At 53.5% G+C, this 18,598-nt stretch carries 14 protein-coding genes; 11 read left to right on the forward strand and 3 right to left on the reverse strand.

The window, feature by feature from the left end:
- Nucleotides 1-11 precede the first annotated feature (11 nt).
- The 8 genes from ACR2R1_RS01740 to ACR2R1_RS01775 are packed head-to-tail and all read left to right on the forward strand — an operon-like array spanning nt 12 to nt 11,039.
- Nucleotides 12-1,208 carry a TIGR03087 family PEP-CTERM/XrtA system glycosyltransferase gene (locus ACR2R1_RS01740; protein WP_434112374.1) on the forward strand — a complete coding sequence of 399 codons (1,197 nt, stop codon included), beginning with the start codon at nt 12-14 and terminating at the stop codon, nt 1,206-1,208.
- Nucleotides 1,205-2,782, forward strand: a complete 1,578-nt coding sequence (xrtA, locus tag ACR2R1_RS01745) for an exosortase A (protein ID WP_434112376.1) — start codon at nt 1,205-1,207, stop codon at nt 2,780-2,782. The genes ACR2R1_RS01740 and xrtA overlap by 4 nt, the downstream gene beginning before the upstream one ends.
- Nucleotides 2,783-2,786: 4 nt before the next feature.
- The gene (locus ACR2R1_RS01750; protein ID WP_434112378.1) at nt 2,787-3,929 is read left to right on the forward strand and encodes a TIGR03088 family PEP-CTERM/XrtA system glycosyltransferase; all 1,143 of its coding nucleotides are present in this window, start codon (nt 2,787-2,789) and stop codon (nt 3,927-3,929) included.
- A 12-nt stretch (nt 3,930-3,941) separates the two neighbouring features.
- The gene (locus ACR2R1_RS01755) at nt 3,942-5,834 is read left to right on the forward strand and encodes an XrtA/PEP-CTERM system amidotransferase (protein WP_434112380.1); all 1,893 of its coding nucleotides are present in this window, start codon (nt 3,942-3,944) and stop codon (nt 5,832-5,834) included.
- Nucleotides 5,835-5,855: 21 nt separating this feature from the next.
- Nucleotides 5,856-7,067: a TIGR04063 family PEP-CTERM/XrtA system glycosyltransferase gene (locus tag ACR2R1_RS01760; protein ID WP_133717336.1), complete on the forward strand. Its 1,212-nt coding sequence runs from the start codon at nt 5,856-5,858 to the stop codon at nt 7,065-7,067.
- A gap of 2 nt (nt 7,068-7,069) precedes the next feature.
- Nucleotides 7,070-8,905, forward strand: coding sequence for an asparagine synthetase B family protein (locus ACR2R1_RS01765; protein ID WP_434112382.1), 1,836 nt, complete (start codon nt 7,070-7,072; stop codon nt 8,903-8,905).
- A gap of 16 nt (nt 8,906-8,921) precedes the next feature.
- A complete protein-coding gene (locus ACR2R1_RS01770) occupies nt 8,922-9,878 on the forward strand; it encodes a polysaccharide deacetylase family protein (protein WP_434112384.1) in 957 nt (318 codons plus the stop codon).
- Nucleotides 9,879-11,039: a glycosyltransferase family 4 protein gene (locus ACR2R1_RS01775; RefSeq protein ID WP_133717335.1), complete on the forward strand. Its 1,161-nt coding sequence runs from the start codon at nt 9,879-9,881 to the stop codon at nt 11,037-11,039.
- A gap of 630 nt (nt 11,040-11,669) precedes the next feature.
- Here the strand turns inward: ACR2R1_RS01775 and ACR2R1_RS01780 are convergent.
- A complete protein-coding gene (locus ACR2R1_RS01780; protein ID WP_166642554.1) occupies nt 11,670-12,383 on the reverse strand; it encodes a tetratricopeptide repeat protein in 714 nt (237 codons plus the stop codon).
- A gap of 746 nt (nt 12,384-13,129) precedes the next feature.
- Between ACR2R1_RS01780 and ACR2R1_RS01785 the strand changes: the two genes are divergently transcribed.
- The 3 genes from ACR2R1_RS01785 to ACR2R1_RS01795 all read left to right on the forward strand — a co-directional run bounded on the left by ACR2R1_RS01785 (nt 13,130) and on the right by ACR2R1_RS01795 (nt 15,998).
- A complete protein-coding gene (locus tag ACR2R1_RS01785) occupies nt 13,130-14,077 on the forward strand; it encodes a glycosyltransferase family 2 protein (protein WP_133717333.1) in 948 nt (315 codons plus the stop codon).
- Nucleotides 14,077-14,730: a class I SAM-dependent methyltransferase gene (locus ACR2R1_RS01790; RefSeq protein WP_077730094.1), complete on the forward strand. Its 654-nt coding sequence runs from the start codon at nt 14,077-14,079 to the stop codon at nt 14,728-14,730. Before ACR2R1_RS01785 ends, ACR2R1_RS01790 begins: the two co-directional genes overlap by 1 nt.
- A gap of 290 nt (nt 14,731-15,020) precedes the next feature.
- Nucleotides 15,021-15,998 (forward strand): glycosyltransferase family 2 protein, encoded by a 978-nt coding sequence (locus tag ACR2R1_RS01795; RefSeq protein WP_434112386.1) that lies wholly within the window; start codon nt 15,021-15,023, stop codon nt 15,996-15,998.
- Nucleotides 15,999-16,000: 2 nt separating this feature from the next.
- Here the strand turns inward: ACR2R1_RS01795 and ACR2R1_RS01800 are convergent, their stop codons facing one another.
- Nucleotides 16,001-17,734, reverse strand: coding sequence for an ATP-grasp domain-containing protein (locus ACR2R1_RS01800; protein WP_434112388.1), 1,734 nt, complete (start codon nt 17,732-17,734; stop codon nt 16,001-16,003).
- A 7-nt stretch (nt 17,735-17,741) separates the two neighbouring features.
- Nucleotides 17,742-18,596 carry a sulfotransferase domain-containing protein gene (locus tag ACR2R1_RS01805; protein ID WP_434112390.1) on the reverse strand — a complete coding sequence of 285 codons (855 nt, stop codon included), beginning with the start codon at nt 18,594-18,596 and terminating at the stop codon, nt 17,742-17,744.
- Nucleotides 18,597-18,598: the final 2 nt, after the last annotated feature.

Here is an 18,598-nt window from a genome sequence, read left to right on the forward strand (position 1 = left end):
CGGCACCGCCTATGAAGGAGATTTTGCTCCTCGCCCACAGGATTCCCTACCCGCCGAATAAAGGGGACAAGATACGATCCTTTCACTTGCTCAAATATTTATCGGAGTCGTACCGCGTTCATCTCGGCGCGTTCGTGGACGATCCGAACGACTGGCGTTATGCATCCGATGTAAGAAATTTTTGCGGGGAAGCGTGTCTGCTTCCGCTGCACCCAGGACGCGCCAAACTCAAGAGCCTCAAGGGATTAGCGGTCGGACTCCCTTTAACCGTGCCTTATTATTCCGACGCTCGCATGAGCGCTTGGGTAGCCGGTATTTTGAAGCAGCGCTCCATTCATGCCGTCTTGGTGTTTTCGTCGGCGATGGCCCAATATGTGGTAGAGCATGCGTCGGTGCCGCGGATCATCGATTTCGTCGATGTCGATTCCGACAAATGGCGGCAATATGCAACCCAAAAAACCTGGCCGATGAATTGGGTTTACCGGCGGGAGGCGGCGTATTTGGCGCGCTATGACCGCAAGATCGCGAATTCGTTTAGCTGTTCTCTCTTCGTGTCGGAAAACGAGGCGAGCTTGTTCAAAGGCCTTGCTCCAGAAGTGAAAGAGCGGATTATGAGTATCGAGAACGGTGTCGACACGGCTTATTTTTCGGACCAAGCAGACTACGCCAATCCTTACGCGCCCGGCGAGCATGTCATGGTATTCACCGGAGCTATGGATTATTGGGCCAACATCGACGCGGTCACTTGGTTTGCGCGCGATATATTTCCGGAAATTCGCCGCCAGATGGATACGGCGCGCTTTTACATCGTTGGTGCGCGCCCGACCGAGGCGGTCCGGAACCTCGCTCGCATCGAGGGTGTTGCAGTAACCGGTGCGGTTGAGGATGTGCGGCCTTTCCTGAAGCATGCCCGTTGTGCGGTTACGCCCTTGAGAATCGCACGAGGAATTCAGAACAAAGTGCTGGAGGCCATGGCGATGGGGAAATCCATCGTCTCCACTAGGGCGGCGATCGAAGGCATCGAAATCCAAAAACCTCTGGATCTTCTCGTTGCGGAGACTCCCGGGGAGTGGGCGGACACCGTCTCGAAGGCGCTTTGCGCCGACTCGCTGCCGTTTAAGTCCGAGAGAAACCGGGAGTTCGTTGTGCAGCGATACGGCTGGGCGAACAGTCTTCGCCGTCTGGGGGCGGTGCTGGAAGCAATATGAAAATGAGTGTTGAAGCTTTGGCCGGCTCGCAACAAATCAATACGCCGGATTCGGCCGCCGAATGGCCCGCGGCATTATGGTTGACGAGCGTCGCCGTTCTGGCCTTGCTGGGAATTTATCATTCCACGTTCGCATCGATGGTCGCCATCTGGTGGCGTTCGGAGACTTTCGCGCATGGTTTCATCATCTTTCCGGTAAGCATCTGGCTTATCTGGCGGGAGCGGTGCGAACTAGCCCGGATAATCCCGTACCCGGACTATCGGGCCTTGCCGCTTTTGATTTCTCTTGGATTCGCATGGCTTGCGGCGCGGCTCGTCGACGTCCTCGTGATTGAGCAATTGATGTTGATCGGCATGATTCCAGTGTTGATCTGGCTGCTTCTGGGCTGGACCGTGCTGACCAAATTGGCGTTTCCCCTTGGGTTCCTGCTATTCGCCGTACCGACCGGCGAGGCGCTTGTTCCGATTTTGATGGAGTTTACCGCCGACTTCACGGTTAAGATGCTCCAGATCACCCGTATTCCGGTTTACCGGGAAGGGACTTTTTTCAGCATACCCAGCGGCGATTGGTCGGTCGTCGAAGCCTGCAGCGGCATACGCTACCTGATCGCCTCGATTACACTCGGTTTCCTTTATGCCTATTTGAGCTACCGCTCGATGGTTCGCAGAATGGCATTCATCGTGCTGGCCCTATGTTTTCCGATAATTGCCAATGGATTGCGAGCCTACATGATCGTGATGATAGGCCATCTGAGCGGAATGAAGCTCGCGGTAGGCGTAGACCATGTGATCTATGGGTGGATATTTTTCGGTATCGTCATGCTATTCATGTTTTGGATCGGCTCGTTTTGGACCGAACCTCCGCAGAGGAGCGCCGAGTTGCCGTCTTTTACGACAAAAATTCCGGAGCGTCGTGCTAATACCGTTCGCCTTGCAGCAACTGCCGGCATAGCTTTGGTCATTTCGGTATTCTGGCCGGCTCGAGCAGCCTACATCGATTCGCTGGCTGATCACATAGCTGCATCCGTGAAGGTCGAGCTGCCACGGGCAGCCGGTTTTTGGCAAACTGCCGAGGCCTTCACGGAATGGGAGCCTTCCTACGTAGGGCCGAATGCCAAAGCCAAGGCGTTTTATCGCAGTGGCGCCGACACAGTCGGCCTATACGTGATGTATTACCGCCATCAAAAACAAGGCGGCGAACTTATCAATTCGCAAAACGTTCTCGTTTCCCCCGAAGACCGGCAGGTCTGGAAGATGCCCGAAGAAAAGCCGATGAAAGCCCGGCTGAACGGTGCTCCCGGCACAGTCCTGCAAGGACGGCTTCATTCACCCACGCAGCGATTGCTGACCTGGCGCTGGAACCGGATATCGGGACGGTATACGACAAACGACTATATCGGGAAATTGCTCGAAGCCAAGGACAAGCTTTTGGGCGCTGTGAAGGACGGTGCGGCTGTGATCCTCGTTACACCGTATGAAGATGATGTCCGGACGGCTTCCGAGGTGTTGCAGCGTTTCGTCGATGAGATGTTGCCGTCGGTCGATCGTAATCTGAACGATGCGGCCCAATCGTAACCCGATGAAGTCGCCGCTGGTCGCGCATATCATCTACCGCTTGGGTGTCGGCGGCTTGGAAAACGGCCTGGTGAATCTGATAAACCGGACACCGCCGGACCGTTACCGACACGCTGTTATCTGTCTTAAGGATGCGACCGACTTCAGGCAGCGTGTTGCCGGAGACGTTCCAGTTTATGAGCTAAACCGGAGCGAGGGCCAGGATTTTAAGGTTTACGCGCGGGTTTACCGGTTGCTGTGCCAGCTCAGACCGGCCATCGTGCATACCCGCAACCTCGCGGCATTGGAGTGTCAAATGCCCGCCTGGTTCGCGGGCACTCCGGTGCGGGTACACGGCGAACACGGGTGGGATGTGTTCGATCCGGACGGAACGAACCGCAAGTATCAGTGGCTGCGACGATTCTTGAAGCCGCTTGTGCATCGTTACGTCCCATTATCGTGCCATCTGGAATCTTATCTCCGGGAAAAGATCAGGGTTCCCGAAAAGAAGATGGCCCGTATCTGGAACGGTGTCGACACATCGGTATTTCATCCGGCGCCGGACGGCAAGCCTTCGATAGCGGATTGCCCATTTCAAAGCCGAGAGGGGCAAATACTGATCGGCACGGTGGGTCGCATGCACGGTGTCAAGGATCAGCTCACTCTGGTAAAAGCCTTCATAGGTTTGCTCGAATGGCGGCCCGAACTTCGTGCGAAACTGCGCTTGCTGCTCGTGGGGGATGGACCTTTGCGCGAACAAGCGCGGCAAATGCTGGAATCGGCAGCCTTGGAGCGTTTGGCCTGGCTGCCCGGTGAGCGTTCCGACATCGCCGATATCCTGCGCGGCTTGGATATCTTCGTACTCCCCTCCCGGGCAGAGGGCATATCGAACACGATCCTAGAGGCGATGGCTTCCGGCTTGCCGGTCATCGCTACCGAGGTCGGCGGTAACCCGGAACTGGTCGTGAACGGCGTTACCGGAATGTTGGTGCCCAAGGAAGATCCCGGCGCGATGACAACCGCGTTAGAAACCTATCTGAACGATCCGGGGATGATCGCAGCTCACGGAACTGCGGGGCAAAAGCGCGTGGTCGAATCGTTCAGTTTGGACGGAATGGTCAGCCGTTATCTCGCCCTTTATGACGAATTATTGAATACAAGGCATTGAGGAACTAACAGTATGTGTGGAATCGTTGGCATCTTCGACAGGTTCGGGCGGGAAGAGATCGACCGCGAACTGCTCGGACGCATGAACGAAAGCCAATACCATAGAGGTCCCGACGAAGGTGGCCTGCATACTGAGCCGGGACTCGGATTCGGTCACAGGCGACTTTCCATCATCGATCTTTCGAACGGGCAACAGCCGCTTTTCAATAAAGACAAGACCGTTGTCGCCACTTATAACGGCGAAATCTATAACTTTCAGGATATACGCGCCGAGTTGGAGACCCTCGGTTACCAGTTCGAGACTCACTGCGATACGGAAGTCATCGTCTACGCCTGGGAGGCTTGGGGCGAGTCCTGCGTGGACCGGTTTCGCGGCATGTTCGCGTTCGCCATTTGGGACCGTCCGCGCGAGACGCTGTTCCTGGCTCGGGACCGGTTAGGCGTGAAACCGCTTTATTATGCCGATCTCCCCAACGGCAAATTTGTCTTCGGCTCGGAATTGAAAGCTTTGCTGTTCCATCCGGATGTGCCGCGGAAAATCGACCCCACCGCGGTAGAAGATTATTTCGCCTATGGCTATGTGCCCGACCCGAAAAGCATCTTTAGCGGCGTCCAAAAGCTGGCTCCGGGCTTTCGTCTGACCCTCAAGCGCGGCGAGCCGAAGTGCCGGCCGGAATGCTACTGGGATGTACCGTTCGCGCCGGACGGCAGCATGACCGAAGGACATGCGCGGGAAGAGCTTATCAACCGTTTGCAAGAAGCTGTCCGTATACGGCTGGTGGCCGACGTTCCTCTGGGAGCTTTTTTGTCCGGAGGGGTCGATTCGAGTGCCGTCGTGGCCATGATGGCGGGCTTATCCGCCGATCCGGTCAATACCTGCTCGATCTCTTTCGGCGATCCCGCGTTCAACGAGGCGCGGTATGCGGAGATGGTGGCGGAACGTTATCGCACACGTCATCGTGTGAAACAGGTCGATCCGGACGATTTCTCGTTGATCGACCGGCTTGCAGGGTTGTACGACGAGCCCTATGCCGACAGCTCGGCGCTGCCGACCTATCGCGTGTGCGAATTGGCGCGCCAGGAGGTTACGGTGGCGCTGTCGGGAGATGGGGGCGACGAAAATTTGGCCGGTTATCGCCGCTATCGCTGGCACACGTATGAGGAGAGAATTCGTTCGTTTTTGCCGCTAGGCGTTCGCCGTCCGCTGTTCGGGCTGCTCGGCCGGGTTTATCCCAAAGCCGATTGGGCGCCGAAAGTTTTTCGGGCCAAAACCACCTTCGAGTCCTTAGCCCGCGACTCGGTCGAAGGCTACTTCCATACGGTTTCGGTTCTGCCGGACAGCTTGCGTCAGGGCAAGATCTTCAGCGCCGGGTTCAAGCGCAGTCTTCAAGGCTATCAGGCTGTCGAAGTGCTCCGCCATCACGCCGAGTCGGCTCCGACTCGGCACCCGTTGTCGCTGGTGCAGTACTTGGACATGAAAACCTACCTGCCCGGGGACATCCTCACGAAAGTCGACCGAGCGAGCATGGCGCACGCCTTGGAAGTTCGCGTGCCGCTGCTGGACCACAAGCTCGTCGAATGGATTTCGGGACTCCCACCCGATCTCAAGCTTAGAGGCAGGGAGGGAAAATATGTATTCAAGAAGTCGATGGAACCTCACTTGCCGGACGACATTCTTTACCGCCCAAAAATGGGATTCGCCGTGCCATTGGCCGCTTGGTTCAGGGGGCCGCTCAAACAAAGGATCCGCGATGCCGTACTGGGATCCGCCATGGCGGAATCGGGCGTGTTCGAGATGGATTTTCTCAAGACTATGCTCGACCAGCACCAGTCGGGTTTGCGCGATTACAGCGCAGGCTTATGGTCGCTGTTGATGTACGAATCTTTCCTACGCCGATACGCCTGACCAAGTTAACGAAAGGCAGCCATGCGTATTCTTCATATACTTGATCATTCGATCCCATTACATAGCGGCTACACGTTCAGAACGCGCGCTATCTTGGAGCACCAGCGCGCTCTGGGCTTCGAAACCTTTCACATCACCTCGGCGAAGCACAAGGGACCCGACGTGCTGGTCGAGGAAGTGGACGGTTTTCGTTTTTACCGAACGGCCCAACCGAAAAGTTTTTTTTCCACCCTGCCTGTGCTGAACCAATTTTCAATCATCAACAGTCTGGCGGAACGAGTCGGCGAAGCCGTGGAAGAAGTCAAACCCGATATCATCCACGCCCATTCGCCCGTATTGAACGGATTGGCAGCTTTGCGCGTGGCGCAATGGTTTTCCCTTCCCGTCGTGTACGAATGTCGAGCCTTCTGGGAAGATGCCGCAGTCGACCACAGGACATGCCGAGAGGGAGGTTTGCGCTACCGCGTAACCCGGTCGCTCGAGACTTACGTCTTCAGAAGGGCCAATGCAGTAACGACGATCTGCGAAGGACTCAAGAGAGACATCGTCGAAAGAGGCATTCCAGAGCAAAACGTTACGGTCATACCCAATGCCGTCGATATTAACCGCTTTTCCCTGAGCGGTCCGGCAGACGCAGAGTTGAAGAAGCAACTGGGGTTAGAGGAAAACCTTGTTCTCGGGTTTATCGGGTCGTTCTACGCGTACGAGGGCCTGATGTTGCTGCTGGAGGCTCTGCTTAGAATTCTCGAAGTCAATCCCGAGGTTCGGCTTCTCTTGGTGGGCGGCGGTCCCCAGGAGAATCTGCTCAAGCAGCGCGCGCAAGAGCTCGGGTTGTCCCAGAAAGTGATCTTTTCCGGTCGCGTTCCCCATGACCAGGTTCAGAAGTATTACGACCAGGTGGATCTGTTCGTATATCCCCGCATGTCCATGCGCTTGACCGAGTTGGTTACGCCATTGAAGCCGCTGGAAGCCCTGGCTCACGGAAAGTTGGTCATCGCGTCCGATGTGGGCGGTCATCGGGAATTGATTCGACACGGAGAGACCGGATGGTTATTCAAGGCAGGCGATCCGGGCGCCTTGGCCGACATGGTGGTAAGCGCGCTGAATCGCCGGGACGAGTGGTCACGGTTTAGAGTCGCCGGCCGGGAGTACGTGGAGCGAGAACGCACTTGGGCGCACAGCGTTTCGCGCTATAAGCCGATTTATGAAAGCCTGCTGAACCGGAGTAACTGATCATGCAGGACATGCTGGGTTGGTATCAGGTACCCGCAGATCAGGAAACTACCGCGGATTTTCTCAAGAGATTCCAGGACCGTAGCGGTCGACCCGATTCGGTCCGTGCCGTGATCGGCGAAAGGGCGGGCTGCGTGGGACCTAAAGCGTCGCTCTATCAATCGAGTGACGGCTCGATCACGACGGTCGTCAGCGGTCGGCCTTACTGGACCAATCGGCGCTATGCGCAAATGGCGACGGGTAACGGCATGGCTCAGTCGGTTGTGGAAGCGTATCGTGCCGACCCTGAAGGGTTTCTCCGAGACCTGCGCGGGAGTTTCGTGCTCGCCGTCATCGACGTTAACGCGCAGAGCGTAATGCTGGCGCTTGACCGCATCGGACAGCGCCACCTTTTTTATGCCGTTACGCCGGCAGGGCTGGTGTTCGGGACTCGCGCGGATGATCTGGTCCGTCATCCCGGCGTGAATACTGAGCTCTCTCTGCAAGCGCTGTTCGATTACGTCTATTTCCATCACTGTCCGAGTCCCGGCTCCATTTATACGAAAGTCTACAAACTCGAGGGAGGCGAATGCCTCGTTTGGCGCGACGGTTCGGTGAGCCGCCGCTATTATTGGCTGCCCGAATTCAGGGAGGACAGCGATGCCACTGTCGAGCGCGAAGGAACAAAACTTTTGGAACTTCTTACCGAGGCGGTGCGGCGGGAAACGCACGGCGCGTCCAAGATCGGCGCTTTCCTGAGCGGCGGACTCGACAGCTCTACGGTCTCCGGGCTATTGGCTCGAGAGAGCGAAGGTGAGGCCGATACGTTTTCCATCGGTTTTCCCGTAGAAGGCTATGACGAAATCGCCTATGCGCGCACCGCCGCCAGACATTTCAATACCCGTCAGCACGAATACTATTTAACGCCGGCTGATGCGGTGACCGCCATCCCCTTGGTGGCTGCGGCATGCGACGAGCCTTTCGGCAACTCATCGGCCTTGCCGGCCTATTTTTGCGCAAAGCTGGCGCGCGAGCATGGCGTGGATCGCTTATTGGGTGGCGATGGCGGTGATGAGCTTTTCGCCGGTAACGAGCGTTATGCCAAGCAGCTGCTGTTCGAATATTTCTGGGAAGTGCCTTCTCCGTTGAGGAAAACGTTCGAGTCGGCTTTGAATCGAATCCCACCCGCATTGCAGAAAGGTATCGTCCGAAAAGCCGGGCGTTACGTCGAGCAAGCCGGTACACCGCTGCCGGATCGGCTACAGGATTACAATTTCCTGCACCGCCACGATGTGAATGAGATATTCCATCCGGATCTCCTGGCATCGATCGATGTCGGCGCGCCTCTGTCGATCCAGCGGGCATGTTACCGCAGGCCAAAGGAAGCCTCTCCGCTTAACCGGATGCTTTATCTGGATTGGAAAATCACGCTGCACGACAATGACTTGGTCAAGGTCAACCGGATGTGCGAGCTGGCAGGGGTCGAGGTGGCCTATCCCATGCTGGACGATGCCGTGATCGAGTTGTCTTGCAGGATTCCTTCTAAAACCAAGCTGAAGGCCAATAACCTGAGATGGTTCTACAAACGGGCAATGCACGGATTTCTGCCGGCCGAGATCATCAACAAATCCAAACACGGTTTCGGTTTGCCTTTCGGCATCTGGCTGCAGAATCATGAGGAGCTCAAAGCACTTGCCTACGGCAGCATTCAGCAACTCAAAGGGCGCGGCTATTTCCGGGCGGAATTCCTGGATCACGCTATCGCCATGCACCAGTCGGTTCACGCCGCCTACTACGGCGAACTGATTTGGGTGCTGATGATGCTGGAACAGTGGTTCCAAACCCGTGCCATCCGTTAATCCTGCAATGGAAAACATGACGCTCGGCCTGCTCAAGGTGGCCGGCGGCTTTATGTGCGGTTTCGGGCGAAAGCGCAAGCTCTCCATCCTGATTTACCACCGCGTGTTGAGCGAACCGGATTTCATGCGCCGGGACGAAATCGATGCACACACCTTCGGTTGGCAAATGGAGCTTCTGGCGCGTAACTTCAACGTGTTGCCGTTGGCGGAAGCATTGGACCGCCTGCGCCTTGGCGATCTGCCGCCTAGAGCCGTGTGCATCACGTTCGACGACGGCTATGCGGATAACGCAACGCTGGCGCTCTCCATTCTTCAGCGCTGGAATCTGCCGGCTACCTTTTTTATCGCGACCGGATTTCTCGACGGCGGACGCATGTGGAATGACACCGTGCTCGAATCGGTTCGCGTACTGGATGATGAACGCCTGGATCTTTCCTCAATAGGGCAGGGTGTCCACCCGATTGCGACGCCCGAGGACAAAGCCCGAACCGGCCACGAGCTGCTAAACCGGCTGAAGCACCTGCCCACCCGTCAAAGGGCGGAATACGTCGACCACATTGCTTCTCTGGCGGGCAATTTGCCGGACGACTTGATGATGTCCTCTTCGCAAGTCAAGGCGATGCACGCTCACGGCATGGAAATCGGCGGGCACACGGTCAATCATCCGATTCTGGCCAATTTGTCCGAAGATGAAGCTCGAAGCGAAATCGGAGAAGGAAAGGCCGCGCTCGAAGCCATTATCCGGGAGAAGATTCGCTTCTTTGCCTATCCGAACGGCAAGCCCGTCAAGGACTACAAGCGGGATCAGATCGCAATCGTTCGGGACTTGGGATTTCAGGCGGCGGCCTCCACCACTCGGGGAGTTGCGGATAGCAAAAGCGATATCTGGCAGTTGCCGAGGTTTACGCCCTGGGATCGTTCGCCGGCGAAGTTCATGGCCAGACTGATCGCCAATTTTTCGCGAGCCGCTTGAATGCTATTGTCGAAAAAAGCGGCAGGTTCGAACTCGAATCATTCTGTTCCAGAGGAAAATACCCTGCGCGTCGGCCTAGTGGGTCCCTTGCCGCCTCCCTCGGGCGGCATGGCGAATCAGACCCGCCAGCTCATGGAATTGCTCGTTTCGCGCGGTATCGCCGTTACCCTCGTGCGGGTGAATGAACCCTATCGCCCCGCCTGGGTGGGAAAGCTTAAGGGCATTCGAGCCGTCCCGCGTTTAATGGCTTATATAGCCCGACTCCGGCGTGTAGCGAGACAGGTTGACGTGTTGCACGTCATGGCGAATTCCGGATGGTCATGGCATTTGTTCGCCGCTCCCGCGTTGTGGATCGCGTGGCTGAACAAGGTTCCCGTCGTCCTCAACTATCGAGGGGGAGAGGCCGAGCGTTTCTTCGTTCGTTCGATGCGTTGGATCAGGCCCAGCCTCGAAAAAGCGAGCCTAATTGCGGTGCCGTCCGGGTTCTTGCAGGCAGTATTCGGACGCTTTGGCTTCGATACGACCGTCGTGCCCAATATCGTCGATTTGAAGCGTTTTAGGCCGAAACCCGAATTGTCTCCTCTCCACACGCAAAGGCCGCACGTCGTCATTGCGCGAAATTTGGAACCGATCTATGGACTCACGACCGCGCTCCGCGCGTTCGCTTTGTTGCTGCGAGAAAAGCCAGGGGCGCGCCTTTCCATTGCAGGTTCAGGTCCGCAACGACAGGAATTGGAAGATTTAGCGTTAGCGCTAGGGATCGGCCAAAACGTGACCTTCAGCGGACGCTTGAGTCCGGATGAAATGGCCGAACTTTACCGGCAGGCAGACGTGATGCTGAATCCGACCACCGTCGATAACATGCCCAATTCCATTCTCGAGGGGATGGCGTCGGGTTTGCCGATCGTCAGCACCCATGTTGGGGGCGTGCCTTACATGGTTGAGCATGAGAAGACGGCATTGTTGGTTCCACCCGAGGATCCGGATGCCATGTCTGAACAGTTAGTCCGGGTAACCTCGGATATGGCGCTTTACAAAAGCCTCGCGGAAAATGGCTTGGCAGAAGTGACCCGATACGGAATAGACGCGATCGTACCGGAATGGGTGCGTATCTATTGTGCCTTGGCTGGTTATGATTCTGCCCTATCTGAAAGCTGGTAAATCATTGGCTTGGTTCTAAGCTACGGCTGAATGTATGCCTACTGACTTTTTCGCCAGCCTGTAAGGCTCTATCGCGAGTAATTCCAAATCGCTTTCAATCAGGCATTCATTTTGTAGGATGGGTAGAGCGAAGCGAAACCCATCGATGGTGGGTTAGGCGCACATCAGCACTGATCGACCGCCGATCACTGTGCTTCGCGTGCGCCTTAACCCGCCGAGCGACCTTCAATCGGTGGCTTACGCGGAGCCTGTCCTGAGCCCTTCGACGATGCTCAGGACAGGCTTGTCGAAGGGCCTGTCCCGAGCGGAGACTAGAGCATTGTCCGACTCGGTGTCAGGAAGCCCGATATGTAGGTCGGCAATCCCTTGCCGACTTATCGGCTCGGCAAAGGACTTTGTCGGAAGGGCAGCTCTGGCGCTCCCAGAGATGCCGTTTGCGATTGGGAAGGGATTGCCGACCTACGTTCTTCCCGCCCGACACGAAGCCGTACACCGGGATGAAAAACACTCTAGGGGCTAACCTACCCTACGATTCATGTTCACTCGAATACCGAATGGAGTAAGACCGCGAAACCGGCGAGTTACGGCACGTGGGGAATCGCGCGGCCCTGAATTATCCGAGACGAATCCTCATTTCGGCCGCTCCCCATTTTTTTGTTGCGTTGAAGTCGAGCCTACTGCCTTGGACCGCTTCAACAGCAATTTCGAATTCGGAATATAGCGTAATCCCAACTGTATTACTTCCTTGGCCGCATCCTGTTGTCCGGCTTTTTCGTATAAATCAGCGAGCACGATATAGGCCCTTTCATATTTCGGTTTTAGCTGGAGGGCCTTCCGTAGGTCCTTGAACGCATCGCCCGGCTTTTGCATCATGGCAAACGTTTTTCCACGGGTGGTCAACATCTCGGGAAGCAGGGGGAAGGTGTTCGGGACCCTTGTGATGGCGTAGGTGAAATCATTGATAGCCGCTGTGAGATAGCCCTCACGATCCTTGGCACGGAAGTCCCGATAGTAGCGGTTAATGTAATTCAGGCCCCAGCAGTAGTGATGGACATGGCCATAACCTTCTCCGACGATACTCTGCCAGTGGCGGTGCTCGTTTCGTCTTTGTTGTTCCGATTTGGGGATCACATGTTGCGAGTCCGTGTGCATCTGAGCCTGACAGTAGGGCGGAAGCATACCGATTTCCTGCTGCGTAGGACTGCCGCTGTTCCACGCCGAGCCCTCACCGGAATAAAGAAATGCGGCCAGAAGGGAAAGCTTGATCCACCAGGAAGATTGCGTCATGCCGATAACCTTTTTTGGAAAATGTTCATTAATGGGAAACCAGGAATTCTTATCCATCGACGCCGATCCGCCGGCACGAGGTATCAGTACAGTGACCCCGTCCATGAAATCATGATCGGGCAGAACGCCGATGTTCCGGAACCGAATCGGAAAGTTCGCGAGAGGATTTTTTACGTCTTCCCCAATGCACCTTGCAAGTTTTCGTCATTTTATATTATTACGCTTCGTGCCAAACCTGCGGCGTGAGCGAAATAGCCTTGGACGGAAATAGAAAAGCGGGATAGGGCACCACCCGGGCAGGCAAGACGCGGCTCCCAAACGATAAGCATCGGACCCATGAGAGGGTCGTGGTGCAAAGTCCCTTGGCGACTCCGGCGCTCCCAGAGACGCGATCTGCGATGGGAAGGGGCACAATTGATGCAGTTCCGCTCGTTCACCGCATCCTACGGTTATATAGCCTTTTTGAAGATTTCCATTATTGCACTTCCCTGTTTTTATTTATTTAAAGCGCACTGTGTTCCGAATAATCTGAGGACATTGAGCTTTGGTTTCGAAAAAAAAGTGCATTTGTTTCGTTCATCACCTTGCTTTCACCTTTGGTATATTCGCTACATGCAAATTTTTACCGTCTTGAACCTCGTACAGACAGAGTTGCATTTATTAGTTGCATTCAGTGCATTGCCAGATTGGATCATATCATTGATTCTCTTTAATTATCCAATCGTTCAGAATGCCCTATTTAAAAAAACATGGTCCGATATAGTTCGGATTCTTAATATACCTATCAATATCAGGAGAAAAATTTGAGCAATATTTATGTTGTAATAGTAACTTTCAACGGTCAACAATGGATACGCCGTGCATTATCATCATTGCGAAACAGTACGGAACAGAGCCAAGTTATCGTGGTGGACAATGCCTCAACGGATTCGACCGTTCATGTCGTCCAAGAAGAATATCCAGAAGTTGAGGTATTGAGTCTTCCGGAAAATAAAGGCTTTGGAGTCGGGAACAACATCGGAGTTTCTCGTGCGCTTTCTAAGAATGCCGAATACATATTTTTGCTAAACCAGGACGCTTACGTAGCGCCAGATGCGATACGCAAGTTGGCAAATTTTCTTTCAGATAATGTCGAGTTTGGCCTGGCAACGCCTTTACATTGCAGTCCGGATTTGAAGAGAGTAGATATTAAGACTCAACGAAATTATCTTAATCGCTTTGCCGTGGAATATCTTTCCGATGCATGTATCGGAATCAAAAAAGACTATTATAAGATTAAGGGTATTAATGCTGCGGCATGGATGGTCAGAGCTTCCGCGTTTATGAAGGTAGGCGGATTTGATCCGTTGTTTTTTATGTATGGGGAAGACGATGATTTAATTAACCGATTTTCATTTCATAACTGTAGTTTTGCACTGATTCCGGATGCACGGATCGTGCATCTAAGAGAGTCGCCGCCTTCAACCTCTTCTTCGTATTGGGAATCAGTTGAGAAGATGTCTGAGCGTGAGCGCTCGAGTATCCTTGTCGATTTAAAAGCTCCACTGGTGAGCTTTTCTTATATGTTGTCTTTACTTTTATCTAAAGGTATTGTCAGACCGTTAGCAGACTACGTTGTTAATCATGATGGCAAATTATTAATTGCTTATTTATTGGCGACAGTTAGGCTTCTTCAAGAGCTTCCAACGATCAAAAAGCATGGTAAACAATGTGAAAGCAAAGGTCCTCATTTTTTGGGGGTAGAACAATAATGGATGGTTTCAATAAATCATATACGGGACTCAGGCTGGATTTGCTCAGGCATGTGAAGGGTAATAATCTTTCAATACTCGATATAGGCTGTGCTACCGGAGCGAATGCTGAATTTTTAAGGAATCAAAAAGTGGGAAGTTACTTCGAGGGTATTGAAATAGATTCGGAAATGGCAGCCTTGGCTAAGCAGAACATGGATAAAGTGATCGTCGGCGATATTGAAGAGGTTTCCGTTTTTGATCAGATATCGGAAAGGAGCTTTGATGTCATATTGATTGGAGATGTCTTGGAGCACTTAAGGAATCCTTGGCGTATTCTCGGCGAATTGGCAACGAAGCTTAAATCTCAAGGCATAGTTATCTTTTCAGTACCAAATATTAGGCATATAGATGTTTTTATACATGTCTTTTTAAAAGGTTATTGGCCTTACAATGAAAGAGGTATATTTGATAAGACCCATATTCGTATGTTTACAAAGCATAATATTTTGGAGTTGATTGATTTCGCTAATCTTTCTTTAATTGATATCGATAGGAACTATCGTTATCGTGACGCGATAGGTAGTAAATTTCCGTTTTATGGTGGCGTGTTAAAAGCATTGTTTCCCGATCTTTATACTTTTCAATTTGTAGTTGTATGTGAAAAGCGATAGAAAGTATGGGCGAATTTGGACAGCGAAAGTGCCCAAGGAAGGTGGACAGTCTACGCGGTACCCGGAGGCCTGGTGGGTAAACACGACGGTATACGACCAGATAACGGCCCTGAAATTCTACCGCCAATCGCCAATAATCGGTGGCTCGTTTGTGACTGCTTTGAGTCGGTCATCGCAATGAAAGGCAAAGATCCATATTTTGGGCGATATGTGCTTTCGGTTCCGGGATCGGCATTCCAAAGTCTTACAAGACGCTCCTAATAACATAAAAATCAAAAGCATACTCAGTCATGAATACTAGCAAGCCTTTTTTTTCAATCATCGTTCCGACCCGGAATAGAGGTCAGGAGCTAAAAAACTGTCTGGACGGCATCTGGCAACAAACATACGCCGATTACGAAGTGCTGGTTTTGGATGACGGATCATCCCAATCCGTTCGAGAAGGCCATCAAGCGTTGCTTGGTCAATACGATCAACGCTATCGCTGGCACGAGATCAATGCCGCGGGGACCGGAGGCTCGGGGCCATCGACCGTTAGAAACATCGGTTTAAGCCATGCGCAGGGGCAGTATGTTGCCTTTTGCGACGACGACGATTGCTGGCACGGAACCGACCATTTGGCCGTTGCCGCGGAGGTGTTAAAAGAACAAGGCGAGCGAGTTTATATCGCTGGCTTACAAATTAAAAATGAACAGAATCAGGTCATCATGGAACGGCATATGACCCAGGTGCAGCGCCATTTAGAGAATGCTGAAAAACTTGGAAACCACGAGGTTTATCGCTTATCCCTAGAACAAATCCTGTCCTATCCGGATTACGCCCATCTGGACAGCATTATCCTCGCAAAGGACCTGTTAGATGAGTTGGAAGGATTTTGGGAACATACTCGCTTTGCCGAGGATGTCGATTTGTTCGTCAGGGCTTGCGAGCGTTCCGGTTCGGTACTCTATCGGCCGGAAATCTGCGTAACCCACTTTGCTCCTGAAAAGCGTCAGGGCGAATCGGTCTCCAATAAGATGAGTCTACGCGACCGACGCTTGCTGGAGATGAGCGTCTACCAACGCTTGCTATTGATCTGCAAGGCGAAACCCGCGCTTGATTATGTCCGAGTTAGCCTGGCGAATACCCAAAAAATGCTAACCGGGGAGCTATTGGCCGAAAATCGCAAAATCTCGGCAGGCTGTTTCGCGCGGTCGGCTTTCGCGGTCTTTCCGACCCTGAAATGGGGGCTTTACAGCCTTGGGCTGTCCTTCAAATCGATACGGTAACCTTATTTTGACCGATGAATTCTGCTCAATTCGTTGATCGCATGTTGTATTCGATTGAAGCAGTTTTCATACTCGGACATCGCCTGATTGTAAGGATCGGCGATATCGATATCGGAAAATCGCTGTTTAGTTAGGCTACCCAGTAAAAAAGTCCTGTCTTTCGCTTCCGGATATTCGGATACCAAGCGCCGATATTGTTGCCCTTCCATAACGAAAATAATATCGGCGCTGTCCACCGTCAGCTTGTCGAGGCGCTTGGAACGACAGCCCGTCATATCGAACCCATGGGATCGGGCCACTTTAATCATGTTCGGGTCGGCGGGACGGTTATCTTCCGGATGAAAACCCGCTGAATCGAAGCGGATCTTCGACGGATTGACGCCATTTTCCGCGAGCACTTGCGCCAAAGCGCTTCGGTTGATATTTCCATAGCACACGAATAAAACGGTTTTAGCCTGCCCCAATTTTCTTGTTAATGCGGTGCGCATACCGGTGGAGCCGTGTCTCTTGAGAAGATATTTATCACCGACTATGCCCCGGATCCGCTGAAGGTAGCCATTAAGAAGCTCGACGAAATCCATTAGGCCCGGTAGCGGATCGCGCCATTGCTGCACATCGAAAAAATGGCGGGTAGGATGCAATATAAATAAGGCATCTAAAAGCAGTTGCCGAGCGCTCGGATAAGCCACCAGCTTCGGATCGCCGCTGCGGCGCAGCACTTGCTCGTACCAATACACGTCCGCCGATAATTTGCGGCAGTAAACATGCTCGCGGTAATTCGAATCCGTGGGCAACTGATTCAGAACCAGCAGATCAAACAGTTTTACCGGGAAGTCGGCGCCGGCCGCACATGCCAAAGGCAAAGATCCCCAAAAACGCCCATTGATTTCCATCAACCAGTATTCGCCGGTCGCGGGGTTCCATTTGAATTCGACCATCGCCACGCCGTGCCAGTCCAGCGCCTTGATCAATCTCCGCGAGGCGGCAAGCAGGACCGGGTTGACGGCGACGCTCTTGCGATAGCAGCTGCCGCCGCCGGTTAAAGGCAACTCATGCAAACGTTCGTGTTGAAACGCATAAACGATTTCGCCGTGGTTCGCCAACAGCTCGATACCGGCGCCGACGCCTCGCGCATATCGCTGGAGCAAGAACGGACCATGGTCCAACATCGACTGCGCTAATTTGAAAAGTTCTCCGTCGTCGTGCGCATAAGCGACGTTCAAGGGCCGACGGTCATCTCCGCCGGATATCGAGTGGGCCGGCTTCAGTACGACCGGATATTCCAGTTCGCCGACGAACTCCGATAACTCCTCGGCCCGCGCAATCGGGTAGCTGAAGGGTGTCGGCACGTCACACTGTCGTGCAAGCGCCATGGTTTCGGCTTTGTCCAGCACCTTGTTCAGACTGTTCCTCGGAGCGATCGCCAATAGATCGGCAAACGGCGCCATTTTTGGCGAGCGCGCCAAAGGAACAAGCGTTCGTTCGGTGACCGGGATGACCAGGGAATACGAGACCTTGCTCAGGTGCTCGGCAAGATAATCGACGAAAGCAGCGCCCTGAGTCAGCGGATCGGGATATTGCCAATGCTTATTGGCGTATCGGGAATATCGGGCTATGGGCGCGGAGTGAGGGCTTGCAATATCACAAACGATCCCTCGCCGCCCCAGTGAACGAACGATAGGCAAACAAGAAACGAAATCGGCATCCAGAACGAGTACGCGATGAGGATCTTTCATAAAGGCGTCAAGCGATCAAACCCCGGGCCAGTAAGAATTCACGAAAGCGCTGATGCCGTTCCGCGGCTTCGCTGGCCGGCAAGGGCTCGGCAATTTTTTGATCGGGGCGGGTGTTCGATTTCGTGCTGATCCTCGCCGCGACCCGATCGGGATCGAAGTCAACACCGATGTCTCTTAGGAGCGTGCAGGTTTTTTCGTGGTCGTTAAAATCTTCCGTCCGAAAACGCAAGAACGTCACCTGGGGCAGCTTTTGTTTCCACGAGGCGATGCGCGCCTCCATTTCGTACCAGTACCAAAGGCCCTTATAAAACGGATGCCTGAACTCCTCGTCGGCATCGAGAATATCCGCGATGGCCAGTAAATTGTCCGCTGTCCTGTAATCGAGCCACCATTTATTGCCTTCGACCGTTCCCGGAAAATCCTGCAAAGCGTAAATGGAATTCGCCACTTTCACCGGATCGCGCACCAGGTGAATAATCAAAGCCCTCTCGCCGAAGTCCTGTGTCGCATATTCGATATAGGTCTTAACGAACATGTGGTTGGATTCGAAATAAAATTCGTATCCCGAGGCGGCGCGCCAAAGATTGATCGACTTGATTCGCCAGTACATATTTTTGACATAGTCCTCGTTACCAGAGGACTTTGCGGCGAGAACGTCGTCGAACATCGCGGGATACGGTTCGTGTTCCGCTTTGCAGCCGGGAATGGCGTTGAAAATGTCGCCCAAGGTCATCGTTCCGCTGCGGCCGGTGGTGGCGACAAAAACCATTTTTTTTAAATTTCGGCAGCGGAATCGATAATAACGACGAACCTGATCGGAAACGGCCGGGTGATATTTGATGTTCTGAAGTAATGTAATCATAA

Origin of the sequence: Methylocaldum sp. GT1TLB, assembly GCF_051027445.1 — a bacterium.
GTDB lineage: Bacteria > Pseudomonadota > Gammaproteobacteria > Methylococcales > Methylococcaceae > Methylocaldum.